6 protein-coding genes and 1 tRNA gene are annotated in these 15,265 nt (G+C 41.4%); 6 read left to right on the top strand and 1 reads right to left on the bottom strand.

From position 1 onward, the window contains the following. Nucleotides 1-266 precede the first annotated feature (266 nt). Entirely contained in the window at nucleotides 267-1,601 is a 1,335-nt protein-coding gene (locus QM928_RS05755; RefSeq protein ID WP_004260041.1) for an Nramp family divalent metal transporter, read from the top strand. A gap of 130 nt (nucleotides 1,602-1,731) precedes the next feature. On the opposite strand, the gene QM928_RS05750 is transcribed toward QM928_RS05755, so the two are convergent. After that, nucleotides 1,732-1,819 (bottom strand) — tRNA-Ser (locus QM928_RS05750). A 162-nt stretch (nucleotides 1,820-1,981) separates the two neighbouring features. On the opposite strand from QM928_RS05750, the gene QM928_RS05745 reads away from it, so the two are divergent. From QM928_RS05745 to QM928_RS05725, 5 genes are all read left to right on the top strand, one after another. Then, nucleotides 1,982-2,722, top strand: coding sequence for a DeoR/GlpR family DNA-binding transcription regulator (locus tag QM928_RS05745; protein WP_414273846.1), 741 nt, complete (start codon nucleotides 1,982-1,984; stop codon nucleotides 2,720-2,722). After that, a complete protein-coding gene (gene pfkB, locus QM928_RS05740) occupies nucleotides 2,719-3,630 on the top strand; it encodes a 1-phosphofructokinase (RefSeq protein WP_414294733.1) in 912 nt (303 codons plus the stop codon). Before QM928_RS05745 ends, pfkB begins: the two co-directional genes overlap by 4 nt. Beyond that, complete coding sequence (locus QM928_RS05735; RefSeq protein WP_414294732.1) at nucleotides 3,627-5,579, top strand: fructose-specific PTS transporter subunit EIIC; 1,953 nt, start codon at nucleotides 3,627-3,629, stop codon at nucleotides 5,577-5,579. The genes pfkB and QM928_RS05735 overlap by 4 nt, the downstream gene beginning before the upstream one ends. A gap of 88 nt (nucleotides 5,580-5,667) precedes the next feature. Then, on the top strand, nucleotides 5,668-7,971 hold the full coding sequence (locus QM928_RS05730; protein WP_414294731.1) for a DNA translocase FtsK: 2,304 nt from the start codon (nucleotides 5,668-5,670) through the stop codon (nucleotides 7,969-7,971). A gap of 330 nt (nucleotides 7,972-8,301) precedes the next feature. Beyond that, nucleotides 8,302-15,258 carry a SpGH101 family endo-alpha-N-acetylgalactosaminidase gene (locus QM928_RS05725; protein WP_414294730.1) on the top strand — a complete coding sequence of 2,319 codons (6,957 nt, stop codon included), beginning with the start codon at nucleotides 8,302-8,304 and terminating at the stop codon, nucleotides 15,256-15,258. Nucleotides 15,259-15,265 lie beyond the last annotated feature (7 nt).

Here is a 15,265-nt window from a genome sequence, read left to right as displayed (position 1 = left end):
TGAATTTTCTTAAGTTTTTATCATATTTTTTATAATTAAGGTGCCTTAAGAAAAATAATGAAAAAACTAAATGTTTTTCATATAGTTTTCATTTTTTGTGTTATAATTAAGGTGCCTTAAGAAAAATATTAAGGTGCCTTAAGAAAAATAATGAAAAAACTAAATGTTTTTCATATAGTTTTCATTGTTTTAATAGTTTAAAGTCAATCTTATTTTTCTCTAATAGAAAATAATGAAAAAGTAGGTTTAGAAAGAGGTAAGTATCTATGTCTTCTCATAAAAAAGTGTCACTCTCTGAGATTAATCAATCTATCGATACTCCAAATAACAATCATTTCTGGCAAAATTTAAAGGCCTTTTTAGGTCCGGGTGCTCTTGTCGCAGTTGGTTATATGGATCCAGGAAACTGGATTACCAGTGTAGTCGGTGGTGCTTCCTATAAGTATAGTCTCTTGTTTGTTATCTTGATTTCATCTCTCATTGCCATGCAACTTCAGCAGATGGCAGGAAAGCTTGGGATTGTAACCCAGATGGACCTGGCTCAAGCAACGGCTCATCATTCACCTAAATGGCTTCGTTATAGTCTATGGGTGATTTTAGAATTAGCCTTGATGGCGACAGATCTGGCAGAAGTTCTAGGTTCAGCGATTGCTCTCAATCTTCTCTTTAAGATTCCGATTATGATAGCCATCCTTTTGACGGTTCTAGATGTCTTTCTCTTATTGCTACTGATGAAGTTTGGCTTTAAGAAGATTGAAGCTATTGTGACAACACTGATTTTAACGATTTTAGCAATCTTTACTTATCTGGTAGCTTTGTCACATCCAAGCTTCCAAGGAATCGTTGAGGGTTATCTACCAAATGCAACCTTGTTTGAGAGTCCTCTGCCTGGACATGAAAGTCAATTAACCTTGGCGCTGGGGATTGTGGGTGCGACAGTGATGCCCCATAACCTCTATTTACATTCTTCCTTGTCTCAGACTCGGAAAATCAATCATAAGGACAAGAATGATGTTCGAAAAGCCGTGCGCTTTATGACCTGGGATTCTAATCTCCAGTTATCCTTGGCCTTTGTGGTTAACTCCCTTCTTTTGATCTTAGGGGCGGCTCTCTTCTTCGGACATGCATCTGAGATTTCTGCTTTCTCTCAAATGTATAATGCCTTGCAGGATTCAACTATTGCGGGAGCTATAGCCAGCTCAACCCTATCAACCTTGTTTGCCTTGGCCCTATTAGCAAGTGGTCAGAATTCGACTATCACAGGTACCTTGACAGGGCAAATCGTTATGGAAGGTTTCTTACATATGCGATTGCCTCAGTGGTTCATTCGTTTGGCGACTCGTCTCTTTGCCTTACTACCTGTCATGATAGTAGCAGTTTTGTTTGGTCATCAGGAAAAAACCTTGGATCAGTTATTGGTCTATTCACAGGTCTTTCTTTCTATCGCTCTTCCATTTTCAATCTTCCCCTTGATTTATCTTACTTCAAAAAAATCACTGATGGGAGAATTTACCAATGCCAAATGGAATACCATCCTTGGTTATATCGTTTCCATTATCTTGACCATCCTCAATGTGAAATTGCTGTTTGATATTTTTTAAGAGCATCTGAGATGAAGTAGAAAAAAATCACCCGAGAGTTAACTCTTGGGTGATTTTTTGGAATTCAAATCTTTGATAGACGAAAATCCATTATAAAAAGCTGCATGAAGATGCAGCTACACTATAGCAACGGAAGACATGGGATTCGAACCCACGCACGCTTTCACACGCCTACCGCGTTTCCAACACGGCCTCTTAAGCCTCTTGAGTAATCTTCCAATACTTACTAAAATAGTTTATCATAAAGGGAATTATCTTGCAAATAAAATTCAAACAATTGGCAAAATGACAGAAAGTGAAAGAAAATGATAAAAAGTGCTTGACTTTGATTTTTTTTTGTGGTAGAATGATTATTGTAATCGTTAACAGGAGGTGAGTAAGTGCTAAAAACCGAGAGAAAAAAAATGATTTTAGAGGAGCTGGGCAAACATAAAGTCGTTTCTCTAGAGAAATTAGTAGGTTTGTTAGACACGTCAGAATCAACGGTTAGACGAGATTTAGATGAATTGGAATCGGAAAATAAACTTCGCCGAGTTCATGGAGGAGCAGAGTTGCCTCACTCCTTGCAAGAAGAAGAAACCATTCAAGAAAAATCTGTCAAAAACCTTCAAGAGAAAAAATTGATTGCGCAAAAGGCAGCTTCCCTCATCAAAGAAAAAGATGTTATCTTTGTGGATGCAGGAAGTACGACAGCCTTTCTCATTAAGGAATTGGAGCGAAAAGACATTACTGTTGTGACCAACTCCATTCACCATGCAGTACAATTAGTGGATAAGCAAATTCCAACTGTGATTATCGGTGGTGGAGTCAAGATGACAACGGATGCCAGTATTGGGGGTGTAGCTCTCAACCAGATTAACCAATTGCACTTTGATCGTGCCTTTATCGGAATGAACGGTGTGGATGAAGGTTATTATACAACTCCAGATATGGAGGAGGGAGCTGTTAAGCGAGCTATCTTAGAAAATGCCAAACAAACTTATGTTTTGGCGGATTCATCTAAGATTGGTCAGTCTTGTTTCGCTAAGGTTGCGCCTATAAAACGAGCAATTGTTATTACAAGCAAGGGTCACGAACTCTTGCCAGCTATCAAAGAAAAAACGGAGGTTATCGAAGTATGATTTATACAGTCACGCTAAATCCATCTATTGACTATATTGTTCGTCTGGATAAAGTGGAAGTTGGTAGTGTTAATCGTATGGATAGTGATGATAAGTTTGCTGGTGGTAAGGGAATCAATGTTAGCCGTGTCTTGAAACGCTTGGATATTCCAAATACAGCGACTGGATTTATCGGAGGTTTTACTGGTAAATTTATCACAGATACTTTAGTTGAAGAGCAAATTGAAACGCGATTTGTCCAAGTGGCAGAAGATACGCGTATCAATGTCAAGATCAAAGCAGACCAAGAAACCGAAATCAACGGAACTGGTCCTACAGTTGAGCCTGAGCAATTGGAAGAGCTAAAAGCTATTCTTTCAAGTCTAACAGCAGAAGATACAGTGGTATTTGCTGGTTCAAGTGCTAAAAACTTAGGCAATGTCATCTACAAGGATTTGATTGCTTTGACTCGTCAAACGGGTGCTCAAGTGGTCTGTGACTTTGAAGGTCAGACCTTGATTGATAGTTTGGATTATCAACCTCTTTTGGTCAAACCAAATAATCATGAACTTGGAGCTATCTTTGGAGTCAAGCTCGAAAGTTTAGATGAGATTGAAAAATACGCTCGAGAATTGCTAGCTAAAGGTGCTCAAAACGTTATTATTTCTATGGCTGGCGATGGTGCCCTTCTGGTAACATCAGAGGGAGCTTACTTTGCTAAACCGATCAAGGGAACAGTGAAAAACTCAGTTGGGGCTGGTGACTCTATGGTTGCTGGATTTACTGGTGAGTTTGTCAAATCAAAAGACGCAGTAGAAGCCTTCAAATGGGGAGTGGCTTGTGGAACAGCAACGACATTCTCAGATGACTTGGCAACTGCAGCATTTATTAAAGAGACTTATGAAAAAGTTGAGGTAGAAAAAAGATGAAAATTCAGGATTTATTGAGAAAAGATGTCATGTTGCTCGATTTGCAAGCAACTGAAAAAACAGCAGCTATCGAAGAAATGGTTCATAGCTTGGTAGAGCACGGATATGTGTCAGATTTTGAAACTTTTAAAGAAGGAATCTTAGCGCGTGAAGCTTTGACTTCTACAGGTTTGGGTGATGGTATTGCAATGCCACACAGCAAAAACGCTGCTGTCAAAGAAGCGACTGTTCTCTTTGCTAAATCAAACAAGGGTGTTGATTACGAAAGCTTAGATGGACAAGCAACTGACCTCTTCTTTATGATTGCGGCTCCAGAAGGTGTCAATGATACTCACTTAGCTGCCTTGGCAGAATTGTCACAATATTTGATGAAAGACGGATTTGCTGATAAACTTCGTCAAGTAACATCAGCTGATCAAGTCATTGAACTCTTTAACCAAGCTTCAGAAAAAGCTCAAGAACCAGTTCAAGCTCCTGCAAATGAATCTGGTGACTTTATCGTAGCAGTTACAGCTTGTACAACAGGAATTGCCCACACATACATGGCCCAAGAAGCTCTTCAAAAAGTGGCTGCTGAAATGGGGGTTGGTATCAAGGTTGAAACAAATGGTGCCAGCGGTGTTGGTAACCAATTGACAGCAGAAGATATCCGTAAGGCTAAAGCTGTTATTATCGCAGCAGATAAGGCAGTTGAAATGGATCGTTTCGATGGCAAACCATTGGTAAATCGTCCAGTTGCAGATGGTATTCGTAAGACAGAAGAGTTGATCAACTTGGCTCTTTCTGGAAATGCTGAAGTTTATCATGCTGCTAACGGAGCAAAAGCTTCAACAGCGTCTAACGAAAAACAAAGTATCGGTGGTGCTTTCTACAAACACTTGATGAGTGGTGTATCTCAAATGTTGCCATTCGTTATCGGTGGTGGTATCATGATTGCCCTTGCCTTCTTGATTGACGGTGCTTTGGGTGTTCCGAATGAAAACCTTGGCAATCTTGGTTCTTACCATGAGTTGGCTTCTATGTTCATGAAAATTGGTGGAGCTGCCTTTGGTTTGATGCTCCCAGTCTTTGCAGGTTATGTTGCCTACTCTATCGCTGAAAAACCAGGTTTGGTAGCAGGTTTCGTGGCTGGTGCTATTGCTAAAGAAGGTTTTGCCTTTGGTAAAATTCCTTATGCTGCAGGTGGTGAAGCAACTTCAACTCTTGCAGGTGTCTCATCTGGTTTCCTAGGTGCCCTTGTTGGTGGATTTATAGCAGGTGCCTTGGTTCTTGCTATCAAGAAATACGTTAAAGTTCCTCGTTCACTTGAAGGTGCTAAATCAATTCTTCTCTTGCCACTTCTTGGAACAATCTTGACTGGATTTGTCATGCTAGCTGTGAATATCCCAATGGCAGCAATCAACACTGCTATGAATGACTTCCTAGGCGGTCTTGGTGGAGGTTCAGCTGTCCTTCTTGGTATCGTTCTTGGAGGAATGATGGCTGTTGACATGGGTGGACCAGTTAACAAAGCGGCTTATGTATTTGGTACCGGTACGCTTGCAGCGACTGTTTCTTCAGGTGGTTCTGTGGCTATGGCAGCAGTTATGGCTGGAGGAATGGTGCCACCACTTGCAATCTTTGTTGCCACTCTTCTCTTTAAAGACAAATTTACTAAGGAAGAACGCAACTCTGGTTTGACAAACATCATCATGGGCTTGTCATTTATCACTGAGGGAGCGATTCCGTTTGGTGCAGCTGATCCAGCTCGTGCTATCCCAAGCTTTATCCTTGGTTCAGCAGTAGCAGGAGGCCTCGTTGGTCTTACTGGTATCAAACTCATGGCGCCACACGGAGGAATCTTCGTTATCGCCCTTACTTCAAATGCTCTTCTTTACCTCGTTTCTGTCTTGGTAGGAGCAATTGTAAGTGGTGTGGTCTATGGTTACCTACGCAAGCCACAAGCATAAAACTTAGATAGAAAATGAAAAGATTGGACCGTTTGGTGCAGTCTTTTTCTCTTTCCGAAATGCCTGTGAAATATGGTATAATAGAAGAATGGCAAACAAGAATACAAGTAAAACAAGACGGAGACCGTCTAAAGCAGAACTCGAAAGAAAAGAAGCGATTCAACGAATGTTGATTTCGTTGGGAATCGCGATTTTATTGATTTTTGCAGCCTTCAAATTAGGGGCTGCAGGTATAACCCTTTACAATCTAATTCGCTTGCTAGTAGGTAGCCTAGCTTATCTGGCAATATTTGGTATCCTGCTCTACCTCTTCTTTTTCAAGTGGATTCGAAAACAGGAAGGACTCTTATCAGGATTTTTCACCATATTTGCTGGCTTGCTCCTGATTTTTGAGGCCTACTTAGTTTGGAAATATGGTTTGGGCAAGTCCGTTCTAAAAGGAACCATGGCTCAGGTTGTGACTGATTTGACTGGTTTTCGAACGACCAGTTTTGCTGGAGGTGGCTTGATTGGGGTTGCTCTTTATATTCCAACCGCCTTTCTCTTTTCAAATATCGGCACTTACTTTATTGGTTCTATCTTGATTTTAGCAGGCGCTCTCCTAATCAGTCCTTGGTCTGTTTACGATATTGCTGAATTCTTCAGTAGAGGATTTGCCAAATGGCGGGAAGGGCATGAGCGTCGAAAAGAGGAACGCTTTGTCAAACAAGAAGAAAAAGCTCGCCAAAAGGCTGAGGAAGAGGCTAGATTAGAAAAAGAAGAGGCTGAGAAAGGCTTGCTTAATATGCCTCCTGTCGATATGGAAACAGGTGAAATTTTGACAGAAGATGTTGTGCTTGACGTTCCACCTATTCCAGAAGAAGAGTGGGTGGAACCAGAAATCATCCTGCCTCAAGCTGAACTTGAATTCCCTGAAAAGGAAGATGGCTCTGATGATGAAGATGTTCAGGTCGATTTTTCAGCAAAGGAAGCCCTCGAATACAAACTTCCAAGCTTACAACTCTTTGCCCCAGATAAACCAAAAGACCAGTCGAAAGAGAAGAAGATTGTTCGAGAAAACATCAAAATCCTAGAAGAAACTTTTGCTAGTTTTGGTATTAAGGTAACGGTTGAACGGGCTGAAATTGGGCCGTCCGTTACCAAGTACGAAGTCAAGCCAGCCGTTGGTGTGCGGGTCAATCGTATTTCCAATCTAGCAGATGACTTGGCTCTGGCCTTGGCTGCTAAAGATGTCCGTATTGAAGCTCCAATTCCAGGGAAATCCTTGGTCGGGATTGAAGTGCCTAACTCTGAAATTGCGACCGTATCTTTCCGAGAACTCTGGGAACAATCGCAAACAAAACCAGAAAATCTCCTAGAAATTCCTCTTGGGAAAGCCGTTAATGGTACAGCCCGTAGTTTCGACCTTGCTAAAATGCCTCACTTGCTAGTAGCTGGTTCGACTGGGTCTGGTAAATCTGTTGCAGTCAATGGTATCATTGCAAGTATTCTCATGAAGGCGCGTCCAGACCAAGTCAAGTTTATGATGGTGGATCCGAAGATGGTTGAGTTGTCAGTCTATAATGATATTCCTCATCTTTTGATTCCGGTTGTGACCAATCCTCGTAAGGCCAGCAAGGCCCTTCAAAAAGTCGTGGATGAGATGGAAAATCGCTATGAACTCTTTGCCAAAATTGGGGTTCGTAATATTGCTGGTTTCAATGCTAAGGTGGAGGAATTCAACGCTCAATCTGAGTACAAACAAGTACCTCTTCCTTTGATTGTTGTAATTGTCGATGAGTTAGCTGACCTCATGATGGTAGCCAGCAAGGAAGTAGAAGATGCTATTATCCGTCTTGGACAGAAGGCGCGTGCAGCTGGTATTCATATGATTCTTGCGACGCAGCGTCCGTCGGTTGATGTTATCTCTGGTCTGATTAAGGCTAATGTACCGTCTCGTGTGGCCTTTGCTGTTTCATCAGGAACGGATTCTCGAACTATCTTAGATGAAAATGGTGCTGAGAAACTTCTGGGTCGAGGAGATATGCTCTTTAAACCAATCGATGAAAACCATCCTGTTCGACTGCAAGGCTCCTTTATCTCAGATGATGATGTTGAGCGTATTGTTAGCTTTATCAAGGCTCAGGCAGATGCGGATTATGATGACAGCTTTGATCCCGGAGAGGTTTCTGAGACAGAAGGTGAGTCTGGCACAGGAGATGAAGGTGGAGATCCGCTATTTGAAGAAGCTAAGGCTTTGGTTATTGAAACCCAAAAAGCAAGTGCTTCCATGATTCAACGTCGATTATCAGTTGGTTTTAACCGAGCAACTCGCTTGATGGAAGAATTAGAGTTTGCTGGAGTTATCGGACCTGCAGAAGGAACGAAGCCGCGAAAGGTTTTACAACAATAAAAAACGTAAAAATAGTATAAAAATGCATGGAAACTTTATTAAAAAGTTAGTCAAAATTGGTCTAACTTTTTAGATGAAGTTTCCTTTTTTGTGGCTATTTCTTTAGAAATAAAGCCATCTGAAAATCGTTTCAGACTTGCCCAATAATTGGATTTTACTTTTACTAGTTTTACCTATTAAACTATTGATTTTTCAAACTGTTTTTGATATATTAAATTGGTATAGAAAAAATTATATGTTTATCCAGAAGTGTTTAAAAATTGAGGAGGATATTTTTTTAAAATAAAATGCAAACGCTTACTTGGTAAACTGAAAGGAACAAAAAAACCGATGGATAAAGGATTATTTGAAAAACGTTGCAAATATAGTATTCGGAAATTTTCATTAGGGGTTGCTTCTGTTATGATTGGTGCAGCTTTCTTTGGAACTAGCACTGTTCTCGCAGATTCGGCACAAACAGGTTCAACAGCGAATATGCCAGCTGATTTGGCGGCAGCTCTTGCCAATGCTAAAGAGGATGATGGGCATGACTTTGAAGCACCAAAGCCAGGTGAAGATCAAGGCTCTCCTGAAGTAACTGAAGGACCAAAGACTGAAGAAGAATTGCTGGCCAAAGAAAAAGAAACTGCAACAAGCTCAGCAACTTCAGATACTCTTCCTGAAGAACTACGTGGAAAACTTGATAAGGCTGAAGAAAATGGCCGCACTGCCTCAAAAGAAGAACTAGAAAAAGAAGATAAAAGTTTAGTCCCAGAAGATGTTGCAAAAACAAAAAATGGAGAATTAAACTACGGTGCGACTGTCGAAATTAAAAGCCCTGCTGGGCTCGGTAGTGGTATCGTTATCGGGGAAAATCTCGTTTTGTCTGTTTCTCATAACTTTATCAAAGATGTTCCAGATGGCAATAATCGTAAGGTAGCTGATAATGTTGAAAGTGATGAAGATGTTTACACAATTTCTTATCAAGGGGCACCAGACGTCAAATTCAGTAAAAATGATGTGAAACACTGGGATCGTGAAGGATTCCTCAAAGGGTATAAAAATGACCTGGCAATCGTTAAGCTTCGTACACCTCTTGCAAATGCGCCTGTTGAAGTGACTGATAAACCTGCAACAACTAAGGTAGGAGATAAGGTCCATGTATTTGGATATCCAAAAGGAGAGCTTGATCCGATTTTGAATACAACTGTTGAGGATATTAACAATCACGGAGAAGGTGTTCGTGGGATCAGTTATCAAGGAAGTGAACCAGGTGCCAGTGGTGGTGGCATTTTCGATGAAAATGGGAAATTGATTGGTATTCACCAAAATGGTGTATCTGGTAAACGTAGTGGTGGTATACTCTTCTCACCTGCTCAGCTAGAATGGATTCAAAACTACATCAAGGGTATTGAAACAACGAAACCAGCTGGTCTAGATGCTTTGGATAAGCAAGTAGAAGATAAAGAAGAAAAACCAAAAGAGGATAAACCTAAGGAAGATAAGCCAAAAGAAGAAACACCAGCAGAAAATAAACCTGCTGAAAACAAGCCAGCTGAAAATAAACCAGCTGAGAATAAACCAGCTGAGAATAAACCGACTGAATCAAAAGAAGTTACTCCAGAATGGAAAACAGTTGAAAATAAAGACCAACAGGGAACAGTAACAATCCGTGAAGAAAATGGAGTTCGTTACAACCAACTAGCTTCAACTGCTCAAAATGACAATGGTAAGAAACCAGCCTTGTTTGAAAAAGATGGTTTGACAGTCGATGCTAATGGAAATGCCACAGTTGATTTGACCTTTAAAGAAGAATCTGAAACTGGTAAATCTCGCTTTGGTGTCTTCATGAAATTCAAAGATACCGATAACAACGTTTTTGTAGGTTATGACCAAGGTGGATGGTTCTGGGAATACAAGTCAAATGGAAGTGGACTTTGGTACCAAGGTGGACGTGTTGCAGCTCCTGTTAATGGCTCAACCAACCACTTGACCATCAGTCTTAAATCAGATGGACAACTTAACGCAACAAACAATGATGTCAAACTTTTTGACACACTTACCTTACCATCTGCTGTAAATGACAAGCTCAAAGATGAGAAGAAAATCGTTCTTAAGGCTGGAAGCTATGGCAGTGAGAGAACCATTGTAAATGTTAAAACAGATGACCAAGAAGGTGTGAAAAACGACCAAGAGGCTGCTGAAAAAGAAAAGGGCGATACAGTAGATGATAGCAATGTAAAATACGACACTATTCAATCTACAGTATTGAAAGCAGTCATTGACCAAGCCTTCCCACGTATTAAAGAATATGTCCTTAATGGCAACAAACTTCCGGGTCAAGTGCAACCAATTAATCAAGTGGTGATTAACAAGCACGCTGTGACTCCTGAAGTTACCTATAAAAAGGTCAACGCAACGACTGCCGAGTATGACATGAAACTCCGTGATGAGAAAAATCTCATCAATACAGATATGACCGTTCGTTTGCAAGTAGTGGACAACCAACTTCACTTTGATGTAACTAAGATTGTCAACCATAACCAAGTAACACCAGGACAGAAGATTGATGATGAACGCAAACTACTTTCTTCAATCAGCTTCCTAGGAAATGCCTTGGTATCTGTATCAAGCGACCAAGCAGGAGCTAAGTTTGATGGGGCAACCATGTCAAACAACACTCACGTAAGTGGTGACGACCATATCGAAGTAACAAATCCAATGAAAGATTTGGCAAAAGGTTACATGTATGGATTTGTTTCAACAGACAAGCTTGCAGCAGGTGTATGGAGCAACTCACAAAATAGCTATGGTGGTGGTTCTTACGACTGGACACGTTTGACAGCTTATAAGAATACGATTGGCAATGCTAACTACGTGGAAATTCATAGCTCTGAATGGCAATGGGAAAAAGCCCACAATGGAGTTGTCTTCCCAGCATACACTCAAGAACTTCCAAGTGCAAAAGTTGTCATCACAGAAGATGCCAATGCTGACCATAAAGTTGACTGGCAAGATGGTGCGATTGCTTACCGTAGCATCATGAACAACCCTCAAGGTTGGGAAAAAGTCAAAGATATTACAGCTTACCGTATCGCTATGAACTTTGGTTCACAAGCGCAGAACCCATTCCTCATGACCTTGGATGGTATCAAGAAGATCAACCTCCATACAGATGGTCTTGGTCAAGGTGTACTCCTTAAAGGATACGGAAGTGAAGGACATGACTCTGGTCACTTGAACTACGCGGACATCGGTAAACGTATCGGTGGTGTTGAAGACTTTAAGACTCTTATTGAGAAAGCTAAGAAATACGGTGCCCACCTCGGTATCCACGTCAACGCTTCAGAAACTTATCCAGAGTCTAAATACTTTAATGAAGATATTCTTCGTAAAAATGCAGATGGTAGCTACAGCTACGGTTGGAACTGGCTTGACCAAGGTATCAACATTGATGCTGGTTATGACCTCGCTCATGGGCGTCTAGCTCGTTGGGAAGAGTTGAAGAAAGAGTTGGGTGAAGGTCTAGACTTCATCTACGTCGACGTTTGGGGTAACGGTCAATCAGGTGACAACGGTGCCTGGGCAACTCATGTTATTGCTAAAGAAATTAACAAACAAGGTTGGCGATTTGCTATTGAGTGGGGCCATGGTGGTGAATATGATTCTACCTTCCAACACTGGGCAGCTGACTTGACCTATGGTGGCTATACAAATAAAGGTATTAACAGTGCCATTACTCGCTTTATCCGTAACCACCAAAAAGATTCTTGGGTTGGGGACTACAGAAGTTATGGTGGTGCAGCTGACTACCCACTTCTAGGCGGTTATAGCATGAAGGACTTCGAAGGATGGCAAGGACGTAGTGATTATAACGGTTATGTAACAAACTTGTTTGCTCATGATGTTATGACTAAGTACTTCCAACACTTCACAGTCAGCAAATGGGAAGATGGCAAACCAGTAACCATGACTGACAATGGTAGTACCTATAAATGGACTCCAGAAATGAAAGTCGAGTTGGTCGATGCTGCAAATAACAAGGTTGTGGTGACTCGTAAATCCAATGATGTCAACAGTCCACAATACCGTGAACGTACAGTAACGCTCAACGGACGTGTCATCCAAGATGGTTCAGCTTATTTGACACCTTGGAACTGGGATGCAAATGGTAACAAGCTTGAGAGTGACAAGGAAAAAATGTACTACTTCAATACTGAAGCAGGTGCAACAACTTGGACACTTCCTAGCGACTGGGCAAATGGTAAGGTTTACCTTTATAAACTAACTGACCAAGGTAAGACTGAGGAAAAAGAAGTTGCCGTGAAAGACGGTAAGATTACCCTTGATCTCACTGCAAATCAGCCATATGTTCTCTATCGTTCTAAACAAACAAATCCAGAAATGTCATGGAGTGAAGGAATGCACATCTATGACCAAGGATTTAACAGTGAATCTTTGGATCATTGGAAGATTTCGGGAGATGCTTCTAAGGCTGAAATCGTGAAGTCTCAAGGTGCAAACCAAATGCTCCGCATCCAAGGCAATAAAGAAAAAGTTAGTCTCACTCAAAAATTGACTGGCTTGAAACCAAATACTAAATACGCAGTCTATGTCGGTGTAGACAACCGTAGTAATGCTAAAGCAAGTATTACCGTTAATACTGGTGAAAAAGAAGTAACCAACTACACCAACAAGTCACTAGCACTTAACTATGTAAAAGCCTATGCTCACAATACTCGTCGAAGCAATGCAACAGTTGATAACACAAGTTACTTCCAAAATATGTATGCATTCTTCACAACAGGTTCAGATGTATCAAATGTAACCTTGACCTTGAGTCGTGAAGCAGGCGATGAAGCAACTTACTTTGATGAAATTCGTACCTTTGAAAATGAATCAAATATGTACGGTGACGGTCACGATACTGCAACAGGCATCTTCAAACAAGACTTTGAAAATGTTGGTCAAGGTATCTTCCCATTTGTTATCGGTGGTATCGAGGGTGTTGAAGATAACCGTACTCACTTGTCTGAAAAACATGGACCATACACACAACGTGATTGGAATGGCAAGAAAGTTGATGACGTTATCGAAGGAAATTGGTCACTCAAGACAAATGGTCTCGTAAGTCGTCGTAACTTGGTTTACCAAACAATTCCGCAAAACTTCCGCTTTGAAGCAGGCAAGACCTACCGTATTACATTTGACTATGAAGCTGGATCTGACAATACTTACGCCTTTGTAGTCGGTAAGGGAGAATTCCAATCTGGACAAGCAAGTAATTTGGAAATGCATGAATTGGCAAATACTTGGACAGATTCTAAGAAAGCGAAACGTGCAACCTTCCTCGTAACAGGTGCAGAAACTGGCGATACCTGGGTAGGTATCTACTCTACAGGCAATGCAAGCAACACTCGCGGAGACTCAGGTGGTAATGCTAACTTCCGTGGCTACAATGACTTCATCATGGACAGACTGCAAATCGAAGAAATTGTCTTGACTGGTAAGATGATGACAGAAAATGCTGTCAAGAACTATCTTCCAACTGTTGCTATGACCAACTATACCAAAGAAACAATGGATGCTTTGAAAGAAGCAGTCTTCAACCTCAGTCAAGCAGACGATGATATCAGTGTAGAAGAAGCTAAGTCTGAAATTGCTAAGGTCAATGCTCTTAAAGACGCTTTAGTGATGAAGAAAACAGCTCTTGTAGCAGATGACTTTGCAAGTCTTACAGCTCCTGCTCAGGCTAAAGAAGGTCTTGAAAATGCCTTTGATGGCAACGTGTCAAGTCTATGGCATACATCATGGAGCGGAGGAGATGTTGGCAAACCAGCAACCATGGTATTGAAGGAACCAACTGAAATCACAGGCTTCCGTTACGTTCCACGTGGTTCAGGTTCAAATGGTAACTTGAGAGATGTGACTCTTGTAGTAACGGATGAAACAGGTAAGGAACATACCTTCAATGCAACCAATTGGGCTAACAATAATAAACCAAAAGATATTGACTTTGGTAAGACTATCAAGGCTAAAAAGATTGTTCTAACTGGAACAAGAACCTACGGTGATACTGAAAACCAATATCAATCAGCTGCAGAATTGATCTTCGCTCGTCCACAGGTTGCTGAAACTGGTCTTGATACTGCAGCCTATGAAGCAGCCTTGGCAAAAGCTCAAAAATTGACTGATAAGAGTAATCAAGAGGAAGTAGCAAGTGTTGTTGCCAGCATGAAATTTGCAACAGATAATCATCTCTTGACAAATAGAATCCTTGAATTCTTTGCAGATTATCTCGACCAATTGAAAGACCAAACACCTACTCCAACTCCAGAACCTAAACCTGAAACTCCAACATCAAGCAAGGGAGATGAAGCTGCGCCAGTTGTTGACCTTCCAGAATTCACAGGTGGTGTAAATGGTGTTGAAGCCGCAATCCATGAAGTTCCAGAGTACACAGAACCAATCGGTACAGCAGGCGATGAAGCAGCCCCAGTTGTAGAGGTTCCAGAATACAATGGCGTTCTTGGCACAGCAGGCGATGAAGCAGCCCCAGTTGTAGAGGTTCCAGAATACACTGGAGTTCTTGGCACAGCAGGCGATGAAGCAGCCCCAGTTGTAGAGGTTCCAGAATACACTGGAGTTCTTGGCACAGCAGGCGATGAAGCAGCCCCAGTTGTAGAGGTTCCAGAATACACTGGCGTTCTTGGCACAGCGGGCGATGAAGCAGCCCCAGTTGTAGAGGTTCCAGAATACACTGGCGTTCTTGGCACAGCGGGCGATGAAGCAGCGCCAGTTGTAGAGGTTCCAGAATACACTGGAGTTCTTGGCACAGCAGGCGATGAAGCAGCGCCAGTTGTAGAACTTCCAGAGTATACAGGAGTAGTTGGAACGGCAGGAGAAGAAGTAGCTGTAAATGAAGTTCCAGAATTCAAGGGTGGAGTTAACGTAGCAGAAGCAGCTGTGAGCCAAGCACCAGAATTCACAGGTGGTGTAAATGGTACCGAATCCGCAATTCATGAAGTACCAGAGTTTACCGGAGGTGTGAATGGAAGTGATGGCGCAATCCATGAAATTCCAGAATACAAAGGCCAAATTGGTACAGTAGGTAACCAACCTGCCCCTGTAGTGGAAAAACCAGAGTATCGAGAAGATTTAGTAGAGAATAAAGATACATCTAAAGAGTCACATTCAAATGTTCTTCCAAATACGGGTGAATATAATTCTGAAACAGCTCTCTTCATCGCTAGTGTCAGCATGGCAGTTTCAGCAGCACTCTTAGCTGTCAAAAGAAAAGAAGATTAAAATACAA

The sequence above is a fragment of the Streptococcus infantis genome (assembly GCF_047460405.1).
GTDB classification, from domain to species: Bacteria; Bacillota; Bacilli; order Lactobacillales; family Streptococcaceae; genus Streptococcus; species Streptococcus infantis_Q.
Note: the sequence above shows the minus strand (reverse complement) of the source record. Positions and strands in the feature narration are given on the sequence as shown.

Excerpts from the sequence above, each read along its gene's own strand:
- QM928_RS05755 (WP_004260041.1), top strand. The coding sequence starts at position 267 with ATGTCTTCTCATAAAAAAGTGTCACTCTCTGAGATTAATCAATCTATC.
- pfkB (WP_414294733.1), top strand. The coding sequence starts at position 2,719 with ATGATTTATACAGTCACGCTAAATCCATCTATTGACTATATTGTTCGT.
- QM928_RS05735 (WP_414294732.1), top strand. The coding sequence starts at position 3,627 with ATGAAAATTCAGGATTTATTGAGAAAAGATGTCATGTTGCTCGATTTG.
- QM928_RS05730 (WP_414294731.1), top strand. The coding sequence starts at position 5,668 with ATGGCAAACAAGAATACAAGTAAAACAAGACGGAGACCGTCTAAAGCA.
- QM928_RS05725 (WP_414294730.1), top strand. The coding sequence starts at position 8,302 with ATGGATAAAGGATTATTTGAAAAACGTTGCAAATATAGTATTCGGAAA.